Annotated in this window: 23 protein-coding genes, 1 tRNA gene and 1 pseudogene; 14 read left to right on the forward strand and 11 right to left on the reverse strand. The window is 55.1% G+C overall.

Annotation, left to right across the window (positions count from 1 at the left end; translation table 11 throughout):
• Positions 1-103: 103 nt before the first annotated feature.
• On the reverse strand, positions 104-826 hold the full coding sequence (gene lpxH / locus INF86_RS04805) for a UDP-2,3-diacylglucosamine diphosphatase (RefSeq protein ID WP_022647299.1): 723 nt from the start codon (positions 824-826) through the stop codon (positions 104-106).
• A 3-nt stretch (positions 827-829) separates the two neighbouring features.
• On the reverse strand, positions 830-1,324 hold the full coding sequence (ppiB, locus tag INF86_RS04810; RefSeq protein ID WP_000256009.1) for a peptidylprolyl isomerase B: 495 nt from the start codon (positions 1,322-1,324) through the stop codon (positions 830-832).
• A 175-nt stretch (positions 1,325-1,499) separates the two neighbouring features.
• On the opposite strand from ppiB, the gene cysS reads away from it, so the two are divergent.
• A complete protein-coding gene (cysS, locus tag INF86_RS04815; protein ID WP_022647300.1) occupies positions 1,500-2,885 on the forward strand; it encodes a cysteine--tRNA ligase in 1,386 nt (461 codons plus the stop codon).
• An 85-nt stretch (positions 2,886-2,970) separates the two neighbouring features.
• Here the strand turns inward: cysS and INF86_RS04820 are convergent.
• The 5 genes and pseudogenes from INF86_RS04820 to folD all read right to left on the reverse strand — a co-directional run bounded on the left by INF86_RS04820 (position 2,971) and on the right by folD (position 7,530).
• Positions 2,971-3,494, reverse strand: a pseudogene (locus INF86_RS04820) (metal-dependent hydrolase).
• Positions 3,495-3,567: 73 nt separating this feature from the next.
• Entirely contained in the window at positions 3,568-4,584 is a 1,017-nt protein-coding gene (malI, locus tag INF86_RS04825; protein ID WP_193543268.1) for a Mal regulon transcriptional regulator MalI, read from the reverse strand.
• Positions 4,585-4,667: 83 nt separating this feature from the next.
• Complete coding sequence (locus tag INF86_RS04830) at positions 4,668-6,167, reverse strand: PTS transporter subunit EIIC (RefSeq protein ID WP_165464931.1); 1,500 nt, start codon at positions 6,165-6,167, stop codon at positions 4,668-4,670.
• A 281-nt stretch (positions 6,168-6,448) separates the two neighbouring features.
• Entirely contained in the window at positions 6,449-6,661 is a 213-nt protein-coding gene (gene ybcJ / locus INF86_RS04835; protein WP_022647303.1) for a ribosome-associated protein YbcJ, read from the reverse strand.
• 2 nt (positions 6,662-6,663) lie between these two features.
• On the reverse strand, positions 6,664-7,530 hold the full coding sequence (gene folD / locus INF86_RS04840) for a bifunctional methylenetetrahydrofolate dehydrogenase/methenyltetrahydrofolate cyclohydrolase FolD (RefSeq protein ID WP_008499332.1): 867 nt from the start codon (positions 7,528-7,530) through the stop codon (positions 6,664-6,666).
• 310 nt (positions 7,531-7,840) lie between these two features.
• Here folD and fimA point away from each other — a divergent pair, with 310 nt between their 5' ends.
• The 6 genes from fimA (at position 7,841) to sfmF (ending at position 13,847) form a co-directional block, all read left to right on the forward strand.
• Positions 7,841-8,404, forward strand: coding sequence for a type 1 fimbrial major subunit FimA (gene fimA, locus INF86_RS04845; protein WP_022647305.1), 564 nt, complete (start codon positions 7,841-7,843; stop codon positions 8,402-8,404).
• A 69-nt stretch (positions 8,405-8,473) separates the two neighbouring features.
• Positions 8,474-9,016 (forward strand): type 1 fimbrial protein subunit FimI, encoded by a 543-nt coding sequence (gene fimI, locus INF86_RS04850; protein ID WP_193543269.1) that lies wholly within the window; start codon positions 8,474-8,476, stop codon positions 9,014-9,016.
• A 34-nt stretch (positions 9,017-9,050) separates the two neighbouring features.
• On the forward strand, positions 9,051-9,743 hold the full coding sequence (fimC, locus tag INF86_RS04855) for a type 1 fimbria chaperone FimC (RefSeq protein ID WP_022647307.1): 693 nt from the start codon (positions 9,051-9,053) through the stop codon (positions 9,741-9,743).
• A 14-nt stretch (positions 9,744-9,757) separates the two neighbouring features.
• Positions 9,758-12,316 (forward strand): fimbrial biogenesis usher protein, encoded by a 2,559-nt coding sequence (locus tag INF86_RS04860; protein ID WP_058676937.1) that lies wholly within the window; start codon positions 9,758-9,760, stop codon positions 12,314-12,316.
• Positions 12,309-13,316: a type 1 fimbria D-mannose specific adhesin FimH gene (gene fimH, locus INF86_RS04865; protein ID WP_022647309.1), complete on the forward strand. Its 1,008-nt coding sequence runs from the start codon at positions 12,309-12,311 to the stop codon at positions 13,314-13,316. The genes INF86_RS04860 and fimH overlap by 8 nt, the downstream gene beginning before the upstream one ends.
• 9 nt (positions 13,317-13,325) lie before the next feature.
• Entirely contained in the window at positions 13,326-13,847 is a 522-nt protein-coding gene (gene sfmF, locus INF86_RS04870; protein ID WP_023299488.1) for a fimbria assembly protein, read from the forward strand.
• A gap of 50 nt (positions 13,848-13,897) precedes the next feature.
• On the opposite strand, the gene fimZ is transcribed toward sfmF, so the two are convergent.
• From fimZ to INF86_RS04885, 3 genes are all read right to left on the reverse strand, one after another.
• On the reverse strand, positions 13,898-14,530 hold the full coding sequence (gene fimZ, locus INF86_RS04875) for a fimbria biosynthesis transcriptional regulator FimZ (RefSeq protein WP_022647311.1): 633 nt from the start codon (positions 14,528-14,530) through the stop codon (positions 13,898-13,900).
• An 806-nt stretch (positions 14,531-15,336) separates the two neighbouring features.
• Positions 15,337-16,053, reverse strand: coding sequence for a response regulator transcription factor (locus INF86_RS04880; protein ID WP_023299489.1), 717 nt, complete (start codon positions 16,051-16,053; stop codon positions 15,337-15,339).
• A gap of 24 nt (positions 16,054-16,077) precedes the next feature.
• On the reverse strand, positions 16,078-16,740 hold the full coding sequence (locus INF86_RS04885; protein ID WP_193543282.1) for an EAL domain-containing protein: 663 nt from the start codon (positions 16,738-16,740) through the stop codon (positions 16,078-16,080).
• Between the two features lie 303 nt (positions 16,741-17,043).
• Here INF86_RS04885 and INF86_RS04890 point away from each other — a divergent pair.
• Positions 17,044-17,120, forward strand: a tRNA-Arg gene (locus tag INF86_RS04890).
• Positions 17,121-17,249: 129 nt separating this feature from the next.
• Here the strand turns inward: INF86_RS04890 and INF86_RS04895 are convergent.
• Positions 17,250-17,540, reverse strand: coding sequence for a hypothetical protein (locus tag INF86_RS04895; protein WP_022647314.1), 291 nt, complete (start codon positions 17,538-17,540; stop codon positions 17,250-17,252).
• A 308-nt stretch (positions 17,541-17,848) separates the two neighbouring features.
• On the opposite strand from INF86_RS04895, the gene INF86_RS04900 reads away from it, so the two are divergent.
• From INF86_RS04900 to pheP, 6 genes are all read left to right on the forward strand, one after another.
• The gene (locus tag INF86_RS04900; protein WP_022647316.1) at positions 17,849-18,277 is read left to right on the forward strand and encodes a glycine zipper 2TM domain-containing protein; all 429 of its coding nucleotides are present in this window, start codon (positions 17,849-17,851) and stop codon (positions 18,275-18,277) included.
• A 22-nt stretch (positions 18,278-18,299) separates the two neighbouring features.
• Positions 18,300-19,007 carry a lipopolysaccharide core heptose(II) kinase RfaY gene (locus INF86_RS04905; RefSeq protein ID WP_227414734.1) on the forward strand — a complete coding sequence of 236 codons (708 nt, stop codon included), beginning with the start codon at positions 18,300-18,302 and terminating at the stop codon, positions 19,005-19,007.
• 149 nt (positions 19,008-19,156) lie between these two features.
• Positions 19,157-19,432 carry a DUF1471 family periplasmic protein YahO gene (gene yahO, locus INF86_RS04910; protein WP_022647318.1) on the forward strand — a complete coding sequence of 92 codons (276 nt, stop codon included), beginning with the start codon at positions 19,157-19,159 and terminating at the stop codon, positions 19,430-19,432.
• A 199-nt stretch (positions 19,433-19,631) separates the two neighbouring features.
• Positions 19,632-21,815, forward strand: a complete 2,184-nt coding sequence (locus INF86_RS04915; RefSeq protein ID WP_193543271.1) for a TonB-dependent siderophore receptor — start codon at positions 19,632-19,634, stop codon at positions 21,813-21,815.
• 127 nt (positions 21,816-21,942) lie between these two features.
• Entirely contained in the window at positions 21,943-23,916 is a 1,974-nt protein-coding gene (locus INF86_RS04920; protein ID WP_193543272.1) for a PhoX family phosphatase, read from the forward strand.
• A gap of 102 nt (positions 23,917-24,018) precedes the next feature.
• Entirely contained in the window at positions 24,019-25,404 is a 1,386-nt protein-coding gene (gene pheP, locus INF86_RS04925; protein ID WP_193543273.1) for a phenylalanine transporter, read from the forward strand.
• Positions 25,405-25,465 lie beyond the last annotated feature (61 nt).

Below are 25,465 nucleotides of genomic sequence, written 5' to 3' on the forward strand. Positions count from 1 at the left end.
TGTGGTGCGGAACACACTGCTTTCGAGGGCACAGAGAATAGCATGTAATACCGGCAAGGAAAACGGTTGCGTGGTCGTGAAATGGGCGAAAAAACGAGGAGGGTTAGAACGGGAAGGCGATCAATTCCACACCTTCCGGCGTGACTTTGACCATCGATCCTTCACTGTGCCAGGCGCCTAAAACCACGCGATGGGCGGGCTCGCCGTTGGCGATAAGGGAATGCACATCGGGACGATGGGTATGGCCGTGGATCAGCCACTGAACGCGATGCTTCTCCATCACGTTCACCACCGCCTGCGGGTTGACGTCCATGATGGTCATCGATTTGCTGCTATTGGCGGCCTTGCTGCCCGCGCGCATTCTGGCGGCGATGCGGTTGCGGATAAACAGCGGCAGGGCGAGGAACACTTTTTGGATCCACGGGGTGTGAACTTTGGCGCGAAACGCCAGGTAGCCGGTATCGTCAGTGCAGAGCGTGTCGCCGTGCATGATCAGAATATTGCGGCCATAGAGGTCAAGCACCTGCTCTTCCGGCAGCAGCGTCATGCCGCTCTCGCGGGCGTAGCGCTGGCCGATCAGGAAATCACGGTTGCCGTGAATGAAATAGCAGGGGACGCCGGAATCCACCAGCGCTTTAATGGCCGCTGCCATCTCACGGTGCAGCGGGTTCGGATCGTCGTCGCCTATCCAGGCCTCAAACAGGTCACCCAGAATGTACAGCGCATCGGCGCTTTTCGCTTCACCGCGTAAAAAACGCAGAAAACCGGCGGTTATCGCCGGTTCTTCTGTTTGCAGATGCAGATCCGCAATAAAGAGTGTCGCCACGAATTACTCGCTGACGGTCACGCTTGTGATCACAACGTCTTCTTTAGGAACGTCCTGGTGCATACCGCTGCGGCCAGTAGAAACGGCTTTGATCTTGTCGACCACGTCCATGCCTTCAACCACTTCTGCGAATACGCAGTAGCCCCAGCCCTGCAGGCTTTCGCCAGAGAAGTTCAGGAAGTCGTTGTCCGCCACGTTAATGAAGAACTGTGCGGTAGCAGAGTGCGGGGCCTGAGTACGGGCCATTGCCAGCGTACCGCGGGTGTTTTTCAGGCCGTTGTTCGCTTCGTTTTTGATCGCTTCTTTCGTCTCTTTCTGGCGCATGCCAGGCTCGAAACCGCCGCCCTGAATCATAAAGCCGTTGATCACACGGTGGAAAATAGTGTTGTTGTAGAAACCTTCGCGGCAGTAGTCCAGGAAGTTTTTAACTGTTTCAGGCGCTTTGTCATCAAAGGTTTTGATTACGATATCGCCATGATTAGTGTGGAAAGTAACCATTTTTGCATCCTGTTCCGTTATTGTGGTGCGTCGACCCGTGCTCGGGTCACATATAGGGGCTTGTTATAGCATAACCACAGGACACGATCACCTTGCATTGTGTGCTGACCGTGCTCCGAATTATGGGTATTATAAGGAACAAACAATCCACACACGTGTTTACATGGAATCTTCGATGTTAAAAATCTTTAATACAATGACGCGCCAAAAAGAGGAATTTAAACCTATCCATGCCGGGGAAGTCGGCATGTACGTGTGTGGTATTACGGTTTACGATCTCTGTCATATCGGCCATGGCCGTACCTTTGTCGCGTTCGACGTGGTGTCCCGCTACCTGCGCTTCCTGGGCTATAACCTGAAGTATGTGCGCAACATCACCGACATCGACGACAAAATCATTAAACGTGCTAATGAAAATGGCGAAAGCTTTGTCGCGCTGGTGGATCGCATGATCGCCGAAATGCACAAGGATTTTGATGCCTTGAATATTCTGCGCCCGGATAGCGAGCCGCGTGCGACCCACCATATTCATGAAATCATTGAGATCACCCAAAAGCTGATCGAGCGCGGTCACGCCTATGTGGCAGACAACGGCGACGTGATGTTCTCGGTGCCGACGGACCCAACCTACGGTGCGCTTTCCCGCCAGGATCTGGACCAGCTCCAGGCCGGTGCACGCGTGGACGTGGTTGACGTGAAGCGTAATCCGATGGACTTCGTGCTGTGGAAGATGTCCAAAGCGGGCGAACCGAGCTGGCCATCCCCGTGGGGCGAAGGGCGTCCGGGCTGGCACATTGAATGTTCAGCGATGAACTGCAAACAGCTGGGCAACCATTTCGACATCCACGGCGGCGGTTCGGATCTGATGTTCCCGCATCATGAAAATGAAATCGCGCAGTCCACCTGTGCTCACGGCGGCGAGTACGTGAACTACTGGATGCACTCCGGGATGGTGATGGTTGACCGCGAGAAGATGTCGAAATCGCTGGGTAACTTCTTCACCGTGCGCGACGTGCTGAAGTATTACGACGCGGAAACCGTGCGCTACTTCCTGATGTCCGGCCACTATCGCAGCCAGCTGAACTACAGCGAAGAGAACCTGAAGCAGGCGCGCGCTGCGCTGGAGCGTCTGTATACCGCACTGCGCGGCACCGACAGGTCTGTTCCGGCCGCTGGCGGCGAGGCGTTCGAAGCCCGCTTCGTTGAGGTCATGAACGACGACTTCAACACGCCGGAAGCCTACTCCGTGCTGTTCGACATGGCGCGTGAGGTGAATCGCCTGAAGTCAGAAGATATGGCGGCGGCGAATGCGCTGGCGTCGCATCTGCGTAAGCTCTCTTCCGTGCTCGGCCTGCTGGAGCAGGAGCCGGACGTGTTCCTGCAAAGCGGCGCGCAGGCGGACGACGGTGAAGTAGCGGAAATTGAAGCACTGATTAAAGCGCGTCTGGAAGCGCGTCAGGCGAAAGACTGGGCGGCGGCGGATGCGGCGCGTAACCGTCTGACCGAGATGGGTATTATTCTGGAAGACGGCCCGCAGGGCACCACCTGGCGTCGTAAGTAAGTCCGTAATGCCCGGTGGCGCTTACGCTTACCGGGCCTACAGGTGAAAGTAGGCCGGGTAAGGCGTAGCCGCCACCCGGCTTTTTTTACCTTCTCTTCTTCCACCATAATACTCCCATCAGCACGATTCCCGGCAGCCACACCCACAGCAGTTCCGAGATAATCACCTGATGCCCGTACGGCGTGGTATAGCGCGACAGTGCAAACGGCGCGACCTTAATCACCTGCCACGGTGCAAAGAAGCGCTCATCTGACCAGGGCCACAGCCAGCCGACGCCTTTCCGCCGGTGGTAATCGAATCCAGCAGGCTGTGCGACAGCAGCGACACGGTTAAAAACAGCCAGCAGCGCGACAGGCTGGCCCGGAACCATCGACGCCCAGCCAGCACGCAAAGTATGGGCACTACCAAGGCAAACAGCAGCGAATGAGTGAAACCGCGGTGGCCGAAAATATTCCCGTAGGCGACACCGAATTTAAACGCCAGTACGTCAGCGTCAGGCAGCATGGCGAGGACGATCCCGGCAAACAGCAGGCGGGGTGGGATGACTTTGGTTCCGAGCCCTAAGCCCAGACACAGAGGTACGGCAGCGTGGGTGATAACGGTAGGCATTGCATTTATCCATGGCAAATCATGGAAATATAGCAGTCATCTCGCGCTAAAAGACCCATGCTAAATTCTGAATTTACGCCGATTCCCGCGCGATAAGCTGGCCGGAGAGGGTAATACGCTGCGTTTGCAGATCCGGCTCCTTCAGCCTGCGGATCATCAGCCCTACCGCCTGGCGGCCGGTCTCTTCACTGGCAGACGAAACGTAAGTCAGTGACGGCGACGTGAGATTAACGTGGAGCATATCTTCAAAACCAATCAGCGCCACCTGCTGGGTTAAAAACACGTCTTTGCCCACCGTGCGCCCCACCTGGTGAATGCCGGAGATCGAACCGATCATCGCGTCCGGCGAATGGCAGAGCAGGGCGGTAATCGTGTTGTTCTTCTCCAGCAGCTGGCGAGTCGCCATGGCCGCCGCCTGCGTGTCATCGGTGCAGGCGGGTGAATATTCTTCACGCCAGACCAGGCCGTTCTGCGTCATCGCGCTGCGAAAACCGAGCAGGCGCTGCTCGCGAATACGGCACCCGTCGCGCCCGCCAATGTAGGCGATGGTGCGGTGCCCGCGCTCGATAAGATAACGCGCGGCCAGGTTCGCCGCCTGGCGGTTATCGCGCATCACCAGATTGCATTTCTCTTCCAGCAACGACTGCGAAACCGACACAAGCGGCAGCGGGCATTGGCGAATGTGTTCCGGGAGAGAGGCGGCGCGGGTGTCCGACGCCAGGTAGATGACGCCCGCCACGCCCTGCTGCTTAAATGAGAGCAGGGTACGCTCAAGATGTTCGTCATCGTTCAGCGGCTGACCGAGAAAAACCATATAACCCTGTTTCTCCAGCTCCTGAACGATGCTCGCCATCACTTTGATGGAAAAGCTGTCGCTGAAGTCCCGCAGGATCAGGCCGATTAAATTGGAGGTGTTGGCGCGAAGGTTGGCAGCGGCGACGTTATGAACATAGCCCAGCGTTGTGATGGCGGCATTGACCTTCCCGATCGTCGCCTCTGAGATCTTCCCTTTCTGGCGCAGCACCAGCGACACGGTAGAAACCGACACGCCCGCATGCTTTGCAACATCAATAATGCTGACTTTCTTCAAAACCGCTCCCTGAAATTTACCGATTATCAGCCAGATAAGAGGCGTACCCCAGCGTACAGGAGACGCCTCCTTCAGGCATCTTATTATTTGCCAATCATCGTGGACATGGTCTGGGCGATAAACTGTGCTCTGGCCCCGAAAATCACCTGTATCCCGTTGTCGCCAACAAACACCACGCCGCGCGCGCCCAGCCCGTTCAGCCCGTCCCGGTCCACCGCTTCGCTCTTCGTAACTTCCAGACGCAGACGCGTGATGCAGGAGCCGACAGAATCAATGTTCTGCGCACCGCCCAGCAGGCCGATGATTTCGGTTGCAAGTTCGGAATCGGACTTGTCATTCGCGCTGGCGGTCACTTCGGTGCGGCCCGGCGTTTTCACGTCGAAACGGCGGATCACGAAGCGGAACGTGAAGTAGTAAATCAGGGCCATAGGGATACCGATGATAATGGCGCTCAGGAAGTTGGTCTGATAGCCGTTAAACGACGGCAGGATCCCGAACGACAGGTAGTCGATAAAGCCCGCCGAGAACGACTTGGCGATGTGCGCATGCAGCAGGTACATGGTCATGTACGCCAGGCCCGCCATGATGGCGTTGAAGACGTAAAGGATTGGCGCCACGAAGATAAAGGTGAACTCTACCGGCTCGGTGATGCCCGTCAGGAAGCAGGTGAGGGCGGCGGAGAAGAGAATACCGGCCGCAATTTTCTTATTCTTCGTATGCGCTTCATGGTACATCGCAAGGCACGCCGCAGGCAGCGCGAACAGCATCAGCGGGAACTCGCCCTGCATGAATTTCCCGGCGTTCTGGTAGGTATCGCTGCTGAAGGATTTCACCCCTTCTTCGAGCATCTTGAACCAGATGGTCTGGTCGCCGTGGATCACCTGACCCGCCTGGGTGGTGTAATCCCCGAACGAATACCAGAAGGAGGGATACCAGATGTGGTGCAGGCCGAGCGGGATCAACGCGCGCTCCACCAGCCCGAAGATAAAGGTCGAGGCCGCCTGGTTATCGCCGTTCACCACCACGGACAGGGCGTCGATCCCGGACTGAATATGCTGCCACACGTACGGCAGCAGCAGGCCGAGCAGGAACGACAGAAATGCCGTCGCAATCGCCACAAAACGCTTCCCGGAGAAGAAGCCGAGGAATTCCGGCAGCTGCATGGTGTGGAAGCGGTTGTAGCACCAGGCCGCGAGAATACCGCAGATCAGGCCGCCAAAGACGCCCATCTGCAACGTCGGAATGCCGACGACCATGGCGTATTTCCCGCCCTGGGAGGCCATTTCCGGCGTAATGCTCAGCACGGTGCTGATGGTTATGTTGGTGACAAACACCGAGACCGCCGCAGAGAGTGCCGCAATGCCGGATTCCGAAGCCAGACCGACGGCAGAGCCGATGGCGAACAGCATCGGCAGGTTATCAAAGATAACCCCGCCGGCGTTCATCATCAGCGGCAGGTGGAACTTATCGCCGAAGGCCAGCAGCAGGCCCGCAGCGGGAAGCAGTGAAATTGGCAGCATTAAGGCGCGACCAATCATCGATAACTTAGACAGCGATTTAACAAACCCTGATATCAGACTCATGCTGATTTCCCCCGAGTAGCGCTTTTTCGCGCTGTTATTGTAAGTAGAACGTTTTAGTAGAACGTTCTACTTATCGTGGGGAAAGTCTGAAAATCGCGCAACATAATTTTCACGTTTCGCCAGAGGGAATAGTGATTATTTGAAGTTGATCGATAATTAACCGTGATGGGTGTGAGGGGATTGTGAGAGAAATTGCCGGGTGGCGGCTTCGCCTTACCCGGCCTACAAACGGAGACAGTACGTAGGCCCGGTAAGCGCAGCGCCACCGGGCATCAGACAGCTCAGGCCGTCACGGTCACGCTCTGACCTGCAAAGCTCACGGTCTGGCCCGCGACAATTTTGCAGCGCTTGCGGGTTTCCACCGTGCCGTCTACTTTTACCTGCCCGTCGGCGATGACGATTTTCGCCTGCGCACCGCTTTCGCTCCAGCCTTCCAGCTTCAGCAGATCGCACAGCTCAACGTGCGGATGTTTACCTAAAGAAAAAGTTGCCATGATTACGCGTCCTCTACGTCGTGATACTCCTCGCACGCCTGCAAGGTATTCTGAATCAGTGTTGCGACCGTCATCGGGCCTACGCCGCCCGGGACCGGAGTAATATAGGAGGCTCGGGCTGCGGCATCTTCATACACCACGTCGCCAACCACTTTGCCGTTTTCCAGACGGTTAATACCCACGTCCACGACGATTGCGCCCTCTTTGATCCACTCGCCCGGAATAAAGCCCGGCTTGCCGACCGCAACGATCAGCAGATCGGCGTTTTCGACGTGATGACGCAGGTTTTTGGTGAAGCGGTGGGTGACGGTGGTGGTGCAGCCCGCCAGCAGCAGCTCCATGCTCATCGGGCGGCCCACGATGTTGGAGGCGCCAATCACCACGGCGTTCAGGCCATAGGTGTCGATGTTATAACGCTCCAGCAGCGTCACGATGCCGCGCGGGGTGCACGGACGCAGGCGCGGCGCGCGCTGGCACAGGCGGCCCACGTTATACGGATGGAAACCGTCAACGTCTTTGTCCGGCGCGATACGCTCCAGCACCTTCACGTTGTCGATGCCCGCAGGCAGCGGCAGCTGAACCAGAATGCCGTCGATCTCTTTATCGGCATTCAGGGTGTCAATCAGTTCCAGCAGTTCCGCTTCGCTGGTGGTTTCCGGCAGATCGTAAGAGCGGGAGACGAACCCCACCTCTTCACACGCTTTGCGTTTGCTGCCGACATAAATTTGCGAAGCCGGGTTGCTGCCAACCAGCACTACGGCCAGCCCTGGAGCGCGTTTTCCGGCAGCTTTACGCGCCTTCACTTTTTCCGCAACCTCAGAGCGCACCTGCTGCGCAATCGTTTTACCGTCAATAATCTTTGCTGCCATCAGAGAGAAGATTCCGTCTGTAACGTTAGAAAGGGGGGATTACCTGTATTTTGTCAGAAGCGAGCGCCGCTGTCAGTCACCCTTTACGAGATTTCATCGATGGCCCGCAAAACCCCTTCTCAGGGCATGGTCAATTTCTTAGAGGCGATTAGGATGTGACCTGGCAAAATGGCAGCGTTTTGACATATTACAAAATAGATTCCTGAGCTACTTTGTCCTCTCCGAAATAAGCCTTCAATTTTTTAATTGAACGTATTTCTTATTCCCGAATATGCGCGGGAAGGGTTATTTACATTTTAAAGGAATAGACATGAAACTCAGCAACATTGCTTCTACTGTTATTGCAACTCTGGCCCTGGTCGCGGGTGCCGCTCACGCAGAAGATCCGGTAGCACCTGTATCTGTAAACGGTGGTACGGTGCATTTTAAAGGTGAATTAGTGAATGCCGCGTGTTCAGTGAATACTGACTCTTCAGAGCAGACGGTTAATCTCGGCCAGTACCGTACCGCGAAATTCACTAAAGTGGGTGACACCACCTCCAATATTCCCTTCACCATCGAACTGAACGACTGCGATCCTGCGGTAGCGAAAACCGCTGCTGTCGCGTTTACCGGCCAGATCGACGCCACCGACAAAACGCTGCTGGCGGTAAGCTCCGGTAACAACGACAACTCCGCGAAGGGCGTAGGCATTGAGATCCTCGACAGCAAATCCTCCACGCTGACCCCGGACGGTGCAACCTTCTCTGCGGCGCAGAACCTGATTGAAGGGACTAACACCCTGAACTTCACCGCGCGCTATAAAGCCACGGCGGCGACCACCGCGCCAGGCCAGGCAAACGCGGACGCAACATTCGTAATGAAATACGAGTAATGCCTGAGTACAGGGATGTGGCTGGCCTCAGGGAAGAGGTCTTTTGATCGCCTATACCGGGAGCGAAGGATGACAAGGACTGGGATACTGCTGTGTGCCCTTGCGATTGCCTCAGCGGTAAACGCACATACCATTGTCATAGACGGCGGCAAAGTACACCTCAGGGGAGAGCTGGTTAACGGCGGCTGCGCCGTGGCCCCGGACAGCCAGAATATGCGCGTGGATATGGGGCAATACCGCACAAACGCCTTTTCCGGCGTCGGCAGCTTTTCCACGGTTAATGTGCCTTTCACCGTACGTCTGCTGGATTGCAGCGTGGACGTCTCCCGCACCGTGGGGATCCAGTTCCAGGGAGTGACACCGGCAGAAGACCCGCAGGTTTTCCTGGCGACATCGCGGCCGGGGGAAAATGCGGTCAGCAGTGGTGTCGGACTGGCGCTTTTTGACGAACAGCAACGTCAGATCATCCCGAACGCGACGGCAGTGAGCTGCTTACCCATTAACACCCGCGAGCTGGTATTTCATTTCAGCGCCCGCTACCGGGCTATTTCCGAACACCTTGTACCAGGCACTATTCAGTCGAATGTCTGGTTTACGTTGATTTATCCCTGACGCCTGCGAACTAATTATTAAAGGTACGGTTGTGATGAACACCCTGATTAAACCTGGACTGTTTTTAACTTTTATTTTGATGATGGTTTCTGCCAGCGCGAATGCATCCGGCGGAATTGCGCTGGGCGCGACGCGCGTTATTTATCCGGCCGATGCAAAACAAACGTCGCTGGCGATCACCAACAGCAATAAACAAGAGCGCTATTTAATTAACGCGTGGATAGAAAATGCCAACGGGCAAAAGGAAAAAACCTTTGCCGTCACGCCGCCGCTGTTTGTCAGCGAGCCGGCCAGCGAAAACACCCTGCGCATTATCTACGCAGGCCCGGCGCTGCCTGCCGATCGCGAATCACTCTTTTACATGAACGTCAAAGCGATTCCCTCCGTCAGCAAAAAACATCAGGACGGCAACAACGTCCTGCAACTGGCCATTCTGTCACGCATCAAGCTGTTTGTTCGCCCGGCTAACCTGGCGATGCCGCCGGAAGAGGCGCTCTCACAGCTGCGTTTTGAGCGCGTCGGCAACCATCTTAAGGTGAGCAATGCCTCGCCGTATTACGTCACGCTGGTCAATCTGAAGCTCGGCGGTCAGACGCTGGAGAACCTGATGGTTGCCCCTAAAAGCTCGGCGCAGCAGGTGCTGCCTGCCGCAGCGAGCGGCACGCTCTCCTGGCAGAGTGTGAATGACTACGGTGCCATTACGCCGGCGCGTAGCGTCAGCCTGTGAGCAGAGACAGGGCGATGAACACTCAATGGCGTTACTGCCCGGTTGCGCTGGCACTGATGGCAACGCTCTGGCCACACGCTGGCTGGGGCGAAAGCTACTTTAACCCGGCGTTTCTCTCCGATGACGCGGCGAACGTGGCGGATTTGTCGCGTTTTGAGAAAGGCCACCAGCAGGCACCGGGCGTCTATCGCGTCGATATCTGGCGTAACGATGAGTTTATCGGCACCCAGGACGTGCGGTTTGAGCAAGCCGACAACACGCCGCCGGTCGCGGGCGGTTTGTCGCCGTGCATTACGCGCGCGATGCTCGATCGCTTTGGCGTCAATATCGCCGCCTTCCCGGAACTGAGCAACGTGCAGGGCGAGACCTGCGTTCCGCTCACCACGGCTATTCCGGGCAGCGAAACGGCGTTCAACTTCGCCTCGTTGCGCCTTAACGTCAGTCTGCCTCAGGTGGCGATGCAAAACAGCGCCCGCGGGTATATTCCGCCTGAACAGTGGGATGAAGGCATCCCAGCCGCGCTGCTGAACTACAGCTTCACCGGCAACCGGGGCAGCGACGACGACAGCTACTATCTGAACCTGCAAAGCGGGTTGAACTATGGCGCCTGGCGATTACGCAATAACGGCGCGTGGCGTTATACCGAAAGCAACGGCCAGCGGCACAGCAGCTGGCAAAATATTGGCACCTGGGCGCAGCGTACGGTCATTCCGCTAAAAAGCGAGCTGGTGCTCGGCGACAGCAACACCGGTAACGATGTCTTCGACAGCGTCGGTTTTCGCGGTGGTCGGCTCTATTCGTCCGACAGCATGTATCCGGACAGCCTGCAAGGCTACGCGCCTACCGTACGCGGAATCGCCCGCACCCCTGCCAAAGTGGTGATCCGCCAGAACGGATACGTGATTTACCAAAGCTATGTGCAGCCGGGGGCTTTTGCGATAACTGACCTTAACCCGACCTCCTCAAGCGGTGACCTGGAGGTGACGGTGGAAGAGAAGGACGGCAGCCAGCAGCGCTACACCGTCCCGTATTCCACCGTTCCGTTGCTTCAGCGTGAAGGACGCTGGAAATACGATCTGGTGGCAGGGGACTATCGCAGCGGCAACAGCGAGCAGGCCACGCCGTTCTTTACTCAGGGTACGATGATTGCGGGTCTTGCCGACGGCTACACGCTGTACGGCGGAACGCAACTGGCCTCGCGCTATACCGCCATCGCCATTGGCGCGGGAAAAAACCTCGGTGACTGGGGGGCGGTGTCACTTGACCTCACCCATGCCCGCAGCCAGCTTGCCGATGACAGCCGCCATGAAGGGCAGTCACTGCGGTTCCTGTACGCAAAATCCCTTAACGGATTCGGCACCAACTTCCAGCTGCTGGGCTATCGCTACTCGACCAAAGGCTTCTACACCCTCGACGATGTGGCCTGGCGCACAATGGAAGGCTACCAGTATGGCGACGATCAGGACGATGACGGCGTGCCGGACGTGCAGAGCTATCACAACCTGACGCTGAATAAAAAAGGACGTTTCCAGCTCAATATCTCCCAGTCTCTTGGCGATTACGGCTCGGTGTACGTGTCGGGCAGCCAGCAAAGTTACTGGGGCACCAGCGAGTCCAACGTCTGGTATCAGCTCGGCTACGCCGGCGGGGTGAACGGGATCAGCTACGCCTTATCCTGGTCATGGAACAAGGCCGTCGGCATTGAAGGAACTGACCGGATCGCCTCGTTTAACGTCTCCGTCCCGTTCAGCCTGTTCACCCGTCACGGCTACCGTCGCGATAACGCGATCGACCGGGCCTATGCCACGGCCTCAGCAAGCCGCAACAGCGACGGTGATACCAGCTGGCAGACCGGGATCAGCGGAACGCTGCTCCAGGATCGTAACCTGAACTACAGCGTCACGCAGGGTCACACCAGCAATAACGGTGCCAGCGGCAGCGCCAGCGCCAACTGGCAGGCAACGTACGGTACGCTGGGTGTGGGCTACAACTACACGCGGGATCAGCACGACCTCAACTGGCAGCTCTCCGGCGGCGTGGTAGGGCATTCAGACGGCATCACATTCAGTCAGCCGCTGGGCGATACCAACGTCTTGATCAAAGCGCCGGGCGCGTCAGGCGTGAGCGTCGAAAACCAGACCGGCGTCAAAACAGACTGGCGTGGCTATGCGGTGATGCCGTACGCCACGGTGTACCGTTACAACCGCGTGGCGCTCGACACTAACACCATGAGCAACAACACCGACATTGAAAATAACGTTTCCAGCGTCGTGCCGACGAACGGTGCGCTGGTGCGCGCCAGTTTTGACACCCGCATCGGCGTGCGTGCGTTGCTCACCGTGAAGCGTGATAACCAGCCTGTGCCGTTTGGGGCGGTGGTGCGTGAGACGCAGAGCGGCGTAACCAGCATGGTGGGCGATGACGGTCAGATTTACCTGAGCGGGCTGCCGCTGAGCGGGGAACTGCTGATTCAGTGGGGAGACGGGAAGCAGTCCCAGTGTCGTGCGCCCTACAGCCTGCCAGAACAGAGCCTGCAACAGGCGATCACACTTAAGGGGATCCGCTGTGAATAAAATCCATTATCTGGGGCTATCCCTTCTGGCATTTTTGCCGCTATCTGAGGCGTTCGCCACCGTCTGCGTCAATGAAAATGGCGTGCCGACGGAGGTGTATTACGACCTGACGGATAAATTCAACAGCTCCAATAACCAGGTGGGGCAGATTGTTACACTCAGCGAGAAGTCCCAGTGGGTGGGCGTCAACGCCGTCTGCCCTAAGGGAACGTCCGGGAACACCACCAAGCGTAGCTATGTGACCGAATTCCCGGTCACAGGCACCAGCGATGGCTACCAGTATCTGAAGCTAAACGACTATCTGGACGGGGCGATGAAAATCACCGACAGCTACGCTGGCACGTTCTATCCACCCAGAAAGTACATTCAGATGGGGAGCCATCCGAACGTGTCTAAAAACAAACCGTTTGGTGTACAGGATTCCAGCCTCGTCTTTCGGCTTAAGGTGACCCGACGCTTTATCAATATGGTGGTGATCCCCCGGGCAATCATGTTCCGGGTTTACGTCACCACGACCTCCACGGATCCGCTCACCACGCCGGTTTATACCATCAGCTACAGCGGGACCATTCAGGTGCCTCAGAGCTGTGAGATTAATGCCGGGAATGTGGTGGAGTTCGATTTCGGAGACATCGGCGCCTCTCTGTTCAGTAAAGCGGGCATCGGAAATAAGCCGGAGGGGATCTCAGCGCAAAGCAAAACCATCGGCATAAAATGCACCAACGTCGAGGCGAACGCCATGCTCACAATGCGTGTTGAAGCGGAGAAGGTTTCAGGCAGTACGCTGGTCTCTGATAACGCGGATGTGGGTTTTGTGATTGCCAACAGTAATGGTGTGCCGCTGACGCCGAACAACCTGACCAGCAAAATCCCGTTCCGTCTGGACGATAGCGCACAGGCACAGGTGGGGATCCGCGCGTGGCCCGTCAGCGTGACCGGTAAAAAACCTGCCGAGGGGCGTTTTACCTCTCGCGGCTATTTACGCGTCGACTATGACTAAGGAGCAGGTATGCGAAACGGAATGCGGTATTTAGCCGTCGCGCTCTTTGCGCTTTGCTCCCCTGCGCACGCAGAGACGGCGCTTGGGGAAATTAACATTCAGCTTTACGGCAATATAGTGGACTTTACATGCGTGGCGGAGGGGGACGACAGCAATAAAACCGTCACGCTCGGCACCTGGCCCACGAAACAGCTCCGCACAACGGGAAGCCGGACGCAGCCTGTACCGTTCACCCTGAAGCTGACCGGATGCCCGCCGGGGGCGGCTTCGATCACATTTACGGGGAAGATGGACGGGCATGATAACAGCCTGCTGGCGCTGAATGATGCCAGCGCGGCCAGTAACGTGGCCGTGGAGATCCTCGACCGGGATAAAACGCGCCTCGCGTTGCAGCAGGCCAGCCAGACGGTGTCAGTGGATGCGCAGGGAAATGCCGAACTGTCGTTTTATGCCAATTATATCGCCACGGCGGATAACCCGCAGCCGGGCCGGGCTGATGCCGATGCAACTTTCATGATTAATTATAATTAATCGTATCCCCTCTCCCTGTAACGGTTATATGTTGCAGGGAGAGGGAAGGATTACAGTAATTCGTGCGCTTTCGCGTAATCAATTAATTCAACGATACTTTGTACGCCCAGCTTGGAAAAGATATTAGACTTATGGGCGCTAATTGTTTTGTTGCTAAGTAATAATTGATCCGCAATCTCCTTATTAGATAATCCGTTCGCCAGATATCGCAGAACCGTCACTTCACGATTCGATAATGGCATATCCACAGCGGCGCCTGTCCGGGAGCCTATATGGTTTATAAAACTCAATGTTTCTGACGGGAAAAAAGAATAGCCCGTCAGTATCATTTCCACCGCGTTATAAATTTCCCCCAGATCTTTCCGCTTACTGACAAAACCATTTGCCCCGGCGCGGATGGCGCGCCCTGCGTAGAAGGCTTCAGATTTCGAAGAGAGGAAGAGAATCTTAATATCTTTATTTAAGTTTCTGATTCTTTTCAATAATACGAAGCCGTCCGTGCCTGTCATTTCGATATCGAGAATGACCAGGTCGATGGGGTGGTTGCGTATACAGTCAAGCACTTCGTGGCTGTCGCCTGACTTCAGTTTGACCTGGATGTTTTTATTTTTCTGTAGCAGGACTTCTATCGACATTCTGACGATAGGGTGTTCGTCCATAATGATAACGGATGCCGGTTTCATTTTTTATGCCTCAGATTGTTAAAAGCGTTATGCTGAGTTTTGTTAAAACTCTCGAAAAGCCGGAAGGATAATTACGCAGATCCTTGTACGGTAGATCCCTGGGAAGAGCGAAAGCATCCTTGTTTACGTAGTGGTGATATCAATGCCTGAGCGCAGTTATCTCATAAGGCTGTTATGGCAAAATGATTTTTCTTATTCGCGTGTCAAACACGTCTTATTATACCGTTTAAGTATTGTCCGAAAAGCCTGTAAATTAATGTCCATATATTGATGATTATTATCTTCTGTATCTGAATCGCTAACTTTTTAAAATTAGCAAAAATGTCCTGATATTGCATTTACCACACAGTTTCATCTTTATGTAATAACAAAAAATAAACGATCTTACTGTATGTTGATCAAATGTTAACAATACGCAGGTCGTTACAAAGTGTTTTCCGCCTGTCCGCTACCTCGGATGTCCGCTCTTTAGCGCGTCATCGCCTCATTTCTAACGCCTCAGGCCAGGAGGATGATCCCTTCGTCAAAACAGCACTATCTGCTGTTTTCTTCACCTCTCATCGCTTTTATTCACAGATAAATCGCTTGTTTTTACACCATTATCATCCTGTTAACGGAAACGTCAGAAACTTAACGCATGGATAAAATGACTCTCGTTTAGCGTACAGGCAGCATTTCGCATGGTTTAAGGTGAAGAATTAGGAATAGTTATAAAATCGAAAGTTTTGTTAAAAAACACAAAAAATTAACATATATTCTAAGTGTTTTCTTAAAGGTCTTTAGGAATTAAGGGGGTACTGAATACGTTAATACGTGAAATCTGAAAGGTTGTTGAGAAGATGTAGCAACTCATGACGATGATTCAGCCCAAGTTTCGCCAGGATGCAGCTGAGACGGTAAATAATGCGGCTATAGGGGCGGTTCTGTAACTGAGCAATCTGTCGCAGGGTGCTACCCTGCGACAGCGCCTGCAGGATCGGCCATTCATCACGTGAAAACCACTCTTTCCTGTGGCCGGCGGGTGACGGCGCTTCCAGCAAGGTTTGTTGCAACGCCCGCGGCGTAAGTTGCCGTTCAATCACATGAAAAGGGCCAGCCGCTTTGCAAAACAGGCGTGTATCGTAATCATCGGCGCGGATGAGCAGGTAGGGTGTCAGGTAGGGGGCGAACAGGCTGTGGCGTCGTAATCGGTCCAGCAGGTCAATAAGCGGCGAGGCGCGGCTTTCTACATCTACCACCAGACGTGATGAAGGCCACTGATTCAGATCGCTGAGGGCGGCTTCCAGGGTGGAATAGTCACAGCAATTGCTCAGGGGAGAGTGCCCGCTCAGAAAACCGGAACGGAAAAAGTTATCCTGTGTGACCAGAACGATAAAGGGAGCATCGGTTTTGCGGGTCTGGTTGATTGACTGGCTCAAATATTCGAGACGATCAAAAAATGGGAGAGCAAAAGGCGAGTGCGTTGAACCCGGTGAATCACTTCCTGTCCGACGACGCCGGTAACGGCGTACTGTCATTCGCATAGCTTCCCTCTTGGCGATGACCGTTCAGTCCTCCTGCCATCTCCAGGATGGCCAATAATATCCCTGACCGAAGCGCGCGCCAGCCTGAATCGCAAACTTACGGTCCGTTTCTGTTTCAATGCCTTCTATGAGTACATTTTCAGCAATTTTTGAACAAAGCGTGACCAGGTTTGCCAGCGCTGGCGTTGCACGTAAACGCCAGAAAGCGATCTTATCGATTTTTATTCCGCTTAACGGCATGCGGCAGGATAAAAACGCGCGCCCTGACGCTTCATCAATGTCATCCAACCAGATCCGATGTCCTTGCGCCGTCAACTGCTGAAGCGCACAACTCACACTCAGACGTGCCGGGTCTGAGAGAGAAAAGAAGGAAGCAGGCTCCACGAGTTCAATGTTCAGCGGTGGGCTGTTAAGTTGCAGTAAACGCTGGAACATTTCCGGTATGGTCAGAACGGTTATCGGCAAATTTATGAAAAGGTTGTCGCAGGGAAAGGGTTTTTTTAACGCAGCGATCTGTGCTTCCAGCAGCATAAGCGCCCGGGCGGCGGACCAGTCGTGAAAAAAGCCTTCGCTTTGCTGATGCGGTGACAGCACGCTGAGCACTTCAGCCCCTACCGTGCGCGAAGAGGAGAGGGCGACAATGGGTTCAAGCTTGATGCCTGTAATGTCGTGTGAGATGTGCTGCACGCACGAGGGGAAACCTGTCTGGTCTGGCGCTGTCACTCCGTCGTCCTGTTCATTTCCAGCCTCCAGGCGGCCGGGATACCGCAGGACAGTGTGAAGGGGAAGTAAACAGGAAAACAGCAGGCGTTACTTAAAAGCGGCTAAGCCTTTTCGCAGCCCGTAAAAGAGGGATAAATGTTGAAAAAACAGCCGTATTTACAATCAGCTAGTCATTAACGGCAGAGAAGGTGGAAAAGGCATTGACTCACTACGCATTGACCGTATAATTCCAGGCGTTTCACCACCGCGAAGTACACTCTTCTCCGTGCGCCCTTAGCTCAGTTGGATAGAGCAACGGCCTTCTAAGCCGTAGGTCGTAGGTTCGAATCCTACAGGGCGTGCCATTAACCCTCCGGCACTCAGCCGTTCCTGACCAGCCTGAATCGTGTTTTCATTACCTTTAATAACTGGCCTTCCAGGGTCATACGACACATTGACTTTTCCCCCAACTTCCTTGCCGGGGGAGAGCGCCATTAGTGCCCTGTAACGGCCGCGGCGGCGACCGGATGGTCAGCGTTAGCGACCACGGTTGCACGGGCGACGGGATGATAACTACCGTCTGTTGCGGCTGCGACGGCGACAGGGTGATCGGCAGATACCACCGCCGTTGTGCGTGCGACAGGATGGTTACCTTCACCGGTGGCCGCCGCAACGGCAACAGGATGATCGGCGGAGGCGACGGCAGTCGCACGGGCTACCGGATGATTTGCAAATGCAGAAAATGATGCCGCAGTGAAAGCCAGAGCGAGAATGACTTTTTTCATAATATAACTCCTGATGTTTTCCCTGTATGGACAGGGACCATTATATTAATAACGATGATTGGTACTTATTGAGAATTGTGCAATGGATATTGCTTCGTCTGAATCAAATACTCTGACAATGTATCTGGAAAACACGTTATTGATAATTGAAGTCAATATACCTTTCCAGTTTTAAATTGTTTATTTTTAAATTTATGGTCGTTTTGTGTAAAAATAAATTATTTGCCTGGTAAAGCATATTTAGCTAAAGGAGATGATTTTTCGCCGGGCAGAATAGTGTCACCTTCAATGAATAATAAAGGCTTAAAATGAAAAAATATTTACTCATCGCGTTGAGCTTTCTGGCTATAACCAGTCCGGCGAGTTACGCTGGCATCCGATCGCTGGTGGAGGATGGCACGGTTCTGCAGAGCCAAATTATTACGCATACCCGAGAAGGGTATCATCCGCTGCGTACCCTAACCGCGGGCACGATTGGTGGCGTAGTGGGTCACCAGTTCGGTAACGGCAAAGGGAAAACCGCCATGACGGTAGCCGGTGCAACAGCCGGGGCGGCGGCTTCTCATAACCGGCAGTCTAACGAATTGGCAGCACAGGAAGTGAAGTTACTTATCAAGACTCAATCCGGGCAGACTATTCAGGTGGTGCAGCACAATAATGGTTTGACATTTAACCCTGGCGACAAAGTTCGTATCATCACAACGGGTTCTAATACCACCGTGGAAAAATCATACTAAGCACATTATTATGATTACAAAAATGAAATACCGTGGTTTTCACGTCTGTTATAAAAATAACGATACACGATACCTGGAAATACTGGACGATATATTTTCCTGTAATGTAAAACGACTCAGCGTTCAGATGGTATTTAAAAGCCTTCCGCATACCCACGTCTCTTTACTGAATACCCCCTACGGACAGTTTGTATTAAAGATTTACTCCCCCAGGAAAAAAAGGATAGAAAAATTTTTCAAATCGTTTTTTACGCCCAACCCCAACGAAAATTTGATTGAGCGGATCGACTATGCCGGCAGGCAAGGTCATACCTTCCCGAATGATTTTTATCTCCTGGCTGAACGCCGGATTTTCAGATTCGCAAAAATCTCGCTCATGTTGTTTGAGTATGTCCCCGGTCCGGAGTTACGCGTTCTTCCCGCGATCACGCCGGACATAAAGCGTGAAATCCGACACAGTATGCAGACAATGCACAATCTGAAAATCATTTCCGGGGATGCGCACGGCGGGAACTTCATCCTGAGTGAAAAAGGAATAAGGATCATCGATCTGTCCGGAAAGCGTTGTAACGCGAAAAGGATTGTTGAAGACAACGTGACGGCCAGCCTGCGCATTGGTATTCCCATTGAATCCCACCGGCGTTGGGAAAAACGCCTGATCGCAAAAAAAATCAGACGACACCATAAAATCGTCCAGAGGAAGTATCTGGCGCGTTCAAATACCGCTTAAACCCTTTATTCATGCAGGACAACAGCCTGTTATAAAAGAATTTTCCCTGGTATATGGCATTTTCGCCAATCCTCTACCATGCTCATTACACCTCACCGTTTCGCGTGGGGGCTTTTCGTAGTTGCTCATTAATCTTAAGGAAAAAGTTTATGAAAAAAACGACTGCTATTTTGTTGGGCACCGCGTTTCTGTTTACCACCAACGCCTTTGCGGCTGAAATGATGACAAAAAACGAATTCGAAAAAGTTGAGTCTCAGTACGAAAAAATCGGTACCGTGAGCACGGCTAACGAAGTCTCTGTCGACGATGCGAAAAAAGAGCTGGTCGAAAAGGCCGATAAAGAAGGTGCTGATGTGCTGGTGCTGACTTCCGGTAATACAAACAACAAAATTCACGGCACCGCCGATATTTACAAGAAAAAATAACGCTTTAGCAACCACCCCTTTCTGGGGTGGTTGTGCGCCGTACTTCTCCCCCACATCGTTTTTAACCTCTTCTCGCGCAGTGCTCCTCGTTGACGCTTGATTACGTATACATAATGCGTATAGTTCTCATTTGCATTTCATTTGATAAATACTAAGGCCCGACAACGGACCATTTTTGCGCGCACGTTAAGAGCTCATTATGAACAACACCACAATGCACAAAACGCTGCTGGCGATTGCCATCGGCGCGGTTACACACTCCGCCTTTGCGGCGGAAGAGAAAAAAGAGGACACCATCGTGGTCCAGTCCACGGCGGGGAGTGATTTCAAACCCGGCGGTGACCAACTGCTTCCGGCCTTCCTCGACGGCCAGGTGGCTAACGGCGGACGTATGGGGATGCTCGGGCAGCAGAACGCCATGGACGTGCCGTTCAACATCATTAGCTACACCTCGAAGCTGGTGGAAGATCAGCAGGCGAAAACCATTGCTGACGTGGTCGCTAACGACGCGGGCGTGCAGTTCGTTCAGGGGTACGGCAACAGCGCGGAAACCTTCCGTATCCGCGGCCTGAAGTTTGACGGCGACGATATGACCTTTGGCGGATTGTCCGGCGTACTGCCGCGTCAGGTGGTGGATGCCCAGATGGTTGACCGCATCGAGATCTTCAAAGGGGCCAACTCCCTGATGAACGGCGCGGCCAGCTCGGGCGTGGGCGGGATGATCAACCTTGAGCCAAAACACGCGGGCGACATCCCGCAGGCGAAAGTGGGCGTCGACTACACCTCGGATTCCCAGATTGGCACCACGCTGGATGCGGGGCGTCGCTTTGGCGATAACGACCAGTTCGGCGCGCGGGTGAACCTTGTGCATCGTGAAGGCGAAACCGGCGTGCCGAACGACCGCCGCCGCACCACGCTGCTCTCCACCGGTCTGGATTACAAAGGTGACCGTTTCCGCACCTCGCTGGACCTGGGCTATCAGAAAAAAACCTTCCACGGCAGTCCGACCAGCGTCAACATCTCGGCGGTGGACTTCGTGCCTGAACCACCGAAGAACGATCGCAACTTCTCGCAGAAGTGGGCCTACAGCGATATCGAAAACGAATTCGGCATGTGGCGCAGCGAGTACGACATCACCGATAGCTGGACGGCCTATACCGGCCTCGGCGCACAGCACGCGCATGAAGAGGGGATCTACAGCGCGCCGAAGCTCCTCGATAAGAGCGGTAATGCGACGGTCAGCCGCCTTGATACCAACCGCATCAGCGATTCCGTCAGCGGCATGGCGGGTATTCGCGGTAACTTCACTACCGGCTTCGTCTCGCATAAGGTGAACGTCGGGTATTCGGCGATGACCAAAAACGAAAAAATCGCGTGGAAGATGTCGGCCGCGGCGGATAACCCGACCACCAATATCTACCACAACACCGGCGTGGCTATGCCGGACAGCAGCAACTTCAGCGGCTCAGGCGGCAAATACAGCGATCCGCTGACCAGCGGGCGCACCCGCACGCAGGGCTGGCTGCTGAGCGATACCCTGGGCGTGCTGGATGACAAGCTGCTGTTCACCGCAGGCGCACGTCATCAGAAGGTAGTGATCCGCGGGTACAACAAAATCACCGGCGCGGAAAACGACGCGGACGGTTTCGACGGCAGCCGCTGGATGCCAACCTACGGCGTGGTCTATAAACCGTGGGAGGAAATTTCCCTCTACGCCAACCACACCGAGGCGTTACAGCCCGGTGAAACTGCGCCGAACACTGCTACTAACTACGGCCAGAGCACCGGTATCGTGCACTCTAAGCAGAACGAAGTGGGCGTAAAGGCGGACTTTGGCCGCGTGGGCGGCTCCCTGGCGCTGTTTGAGATCAAAATGCCGTCGGCGATCCTTGACGACAGCGGTCACTACGGCCTGGATGCAGAACAACGTAACCGCGGCGTGGAGCTGAACGTCTTCGGCGAGCCAATGCTTGGGATGCGTCTGAATGCCAGCGCCACCTGGTTGCAGGCCGAGCTGACCAAAACCAAAAACGGCGTCAATCAGGGCAACGATGCGATCGGTATTCCGAGCTTCTACGCCGTGCTGGGCGCAGAGTACGATATCAAGCCGATTGAAGGCCTGACGGCGACCGCACGCGTTAACCACTCCGGCACGCAGTATGCCGATCTTGCGAACACCAAAAAGCTGGACAGCTACACCACGCTGGATCTGGGCATGCGCTATCGCTTCGCGGTGAACCACAATGAAAACCAGATGACCGTGCGGGCAGGCATCGACAACGTGACCAACGAGAACTACTGGTCAAGCGTGGACGATTCCGGTACTTACATCACTCAGGGCGAGCCGCGTACCTTTAAGGTCTCGGTTGGCTACGAGTTCTAAGCGTTCCACCTCGTTATCCGGGGCAGGGACGCCCCAATCCCTTCGTTGTCGTGTTATAAAATTGTAATAAAAGCTTCTTACACTGGTCGCCACATCCTTACCTCTTGGCCAATGACAGGAAGCCGCTATGGGCAGACCCCTCAAATCCGTATTTAAAAAAGAACATCGCGACGATATCAGTAACCGCAGCGCTAACCCGGTATTCTCCGAGGTTGCAGAGGTGTTCCTCTCCCGCCGCCGTTTTCTCCAGATGGGGGCCGTAGCGGGGGCCGCCGTATCATTCCCGTATCTGATCACACCCGAAAATGCCATTGCCGCGGTATCGAAGCCTTCCGCGCTGGCAAAAGCGGTTTCCCTGGGCTTTACCAGCATCGACGTCTCCACGGAAGACACGGTCAGGGTGCCAGAAGGCTATATTGCCCGCCCGTTCTATCGCTGGGGTGATCCGACGGGAATCAAAGACAACATGCCGGCATTTAAGCCGGACGCCAGCAATACCACAGACGAACAGGCTGTGCAGGCGGGTATGCACCACGATGGCATGGCGTGGTTTAGCCTGCCGCAGGGGGCGCAAAGCCCGGAGCATGGCCTGCTGGCGATGAACCATGAATACATCGACAACGGAATGCTGTTTACGGACGGTACGGCGAACTGGAGCCTCGACAAAGCCCGCAAGGGGCAGAACGCGATGGGCGTGTCGGTGGTGGAAGTGAAAAAAACGGGCAGCGGCTGGGAGGTGGTGCGTCCGTCTTCGTTCGCCCGCCGTATTACCGTCAATACGCCGATGCAGCTTACCGGCCCGGCGCGGCATCAGGACTTAATGAAAACCGCCGCCGATCCGCAGGGGGAACGCGTTCTGGGCACCATGCAGAACTGCGCCAACGGCCACACGCCGTGGGGGACCTATCTCACCTGCGAGGAGAACTGGTCGGACATATTTGTGAAAAAAGCCGATCTCAACCCGCTGGAAAAACGCTACGGCATTAGCGACAGCGATGAATCGTACCGCTGGAACGAGGTGGATGAGCGGTTCAGCGTCGATAAAACCCCTAACGAACCCAACCGTTTCGGCTGGGTCGTGGAAATCGATCCCTACAACCCGACCTCCACCCCGCGCAAGCACACCGCGCTGGGCCGCTTCAAGCATGAGGGGGCAGCCGTCACGCTCGCCGCCGATAATCGCGTGGTGGTTTATATGGGTGACGACCAAAAGTTTGAGTACATCTATAAATTTGTTTCGGATAAAAAATACGATCCCGCGAACCGCGAAGCCAATATGCAGCTGCTGACGTCCGGCACGCTGTACGTCGCCAGGTTCAACGAAAACGGCAGCGGCGACTGGCTGCCGCTTGTCTTCGGGCAAAATGGCCTGGATAAAAGCAACGGTTTTGCAAGCCAGGGCGATCTGCTGATTAAAACCCGTCAGGCGGCCGACGTGGTGGGGGCAACGAAGATGGATCGCCCCGAGTGGATAGCCGTCGATCCGCACGCCAGCGGCAGCGTCTACTGTACGCTCACCAACAACAGCGATCGCGGGAAAGAGGGCAAGGCACCGGTCGATGCCGCTAACCCGCGCGCCAACAACGTGTACGGGCATATTATGCACTGGCTCGAAGAGGGGGCCGATCCTGCCGCCTCACGCTTTAAGTGGGATATTCTGGTCATGGCCGGGCGCACCGACGGCGACGATCCGAAGGCCAAAGGCTCGATGCAGGGCGCGGAATTTGGCAGCCCGGACGGCCTGTCGTTTGACCACCAGGGCGTCCTGTGGATCCAGACCGATGTCTCCTCCAGCACCATCAATAACAAAGCGTACGAGGGGATGGGCAATAACCAGATGGTGGCTACCATTCCAGGCACCAACGAGTATCGCCGATTCCTGACCGGGCCGCGCGGGTGCGAAATCACCGGCATTGCATTTACGCCAGACAACCGGACGCTGTTTATCAACATTCAGCATCCGGGGGAGGGTGGGGATGATATTACCGACCCGGCCAACCCTCGCGCTGTTTCCAGCTGGCCAGACGCGAGCCCGAACGGGCGTCCGCGATCGTCAACGGTGGTGATCGTCAAAGCAGACGGCGGGATCATCGGGTCGTGACGTTTATCCGCCGGGCGCATGCGCTGGCCCGGCGTTAAGCTTGCTACCACCAGCATGAAGTGTTAAAACGTGCCCCTTCTAAAAAAGAGACAGGGGTAGGGCGTGAAAGACGCGTCATCCGCTTCAGGCCATGGTAGCGCTGAAGCTTCGTCGGATCAGAGTCCGACGCTGCAACGTGGTTTGCAAAATCGACATATTCAGTTAATTGCCCTTGGCGGCGCGATCGGTACCGGGCTGTTTCTCGGCATCGGCTCCGCCATTCAAATGGCTGGCCCGGCGGTTCTGCTGGGTTACGCTCTCGCAGGGATTATCGCCTTCCTGATCATGCGCCAGCTCGGCGAGATGGTTGTTGAAGAGCCGGTGTCCGGCTCCTTCGCGCATTTTGCCTATAAATACTGGGGTCCGTTCGCAGGCTTCCTCTCCGGCTGGAACTACTGGGTGATGTTCGTGCTGGTGGGCATGGCGGAGCTGACCGCCGCAGGCATCTATATGCAGTACTGGCTGCCGGATGTCCCGACGTGGATCTGGGCGGCGGCCTTCTTCTTCATCATTAACGCCGTTAACCTTGTGAACGTGCGCCTGTATGGCGAGACCGAGTTCTGGTTTGCGCTGATCAAGGTGCTGGCGATTATCGGCATGATCGGCTTTGGCCTGTGGCTGCTGTTCTCCGGCCACGGCGGCGAGCGTGCATCGATCGACAACCTGTGGCAGCACGGCGGCTTCCTGGCGACTGGCTGGAAAGGGCTGATCCTCTCGCTGGCGGTCATTATGTTCTCCTTTGGCGGTCTGGAGCTGATAGGTATTACCGCTGCTGAAGCGCGCGATCCGCACAAAAGCATTCCGAAAGCGGTCAACCAGGTGGTGTACCGTATCCTGCTGTTCTATATCGGCTCGCTGGTGGTGCTGCTGGCGCTCTATCCGTGGGTGGAAGTAAAATCTGACAGCAGCCCGTTCGTGATGATCTTCCATGACCTGAACAGCAACGTGGTGGCTTCCGCGCTGAACTTCGTCATTCTGGTGGCGTCTTTGTCGGTGTACAACAGCGGGGTTTACTCCAACAGCCGCATGCTGTTTGGCCTCTCCGTACAGGGCAACGCGCCGAAGTTCCTTACCCGCGTCAGCCGTCGCGGCGTGCCGATCAATTCGCTGTTCCTTTCCGGCGCTATCACCTCGCTGGTGGTGCTGATCAACTATCTGCTGCCGAAAGAGGCGTTTGGCCTGCTGATGGCGCTGGTTGTCGCCACGCTGCTGCTGAACTGGATCATGATCTGCCTGGCGCACCTGCGCTTTCGCGCCGCGATGCGCCGCAAGGGGCGCGAGACGCAGTTCAAGGCGCTGCTCTATCCGGCGGGGAACTACATCTGTATCGCCTTCCTCGGCCTGATTCTGGTGCTGATGTGCACCATGGATGAGATGCGCCTGTCAGCGATGCTGCTGCCGGTGTGGGTGGTGTTCCTGTTTGTTGCGTTTAAACTCTCTCGAAGGTAAAAGCAAAACGGCAACCTGGTTGCCGTTTTTAGTGTTTGCCCCCTCTCCCTGTGGGAGAGGG

The organism is Enterobacter cloacae complex sp. I1M (genome assembly GCF_014982425.1).
Lineage (GTDB): Bacteria > Pseudomonadota > Gammaproteobacteria > Enterobacterales > Enterobacteriaceae > Enterobacter > Enterobacter intestinihominis.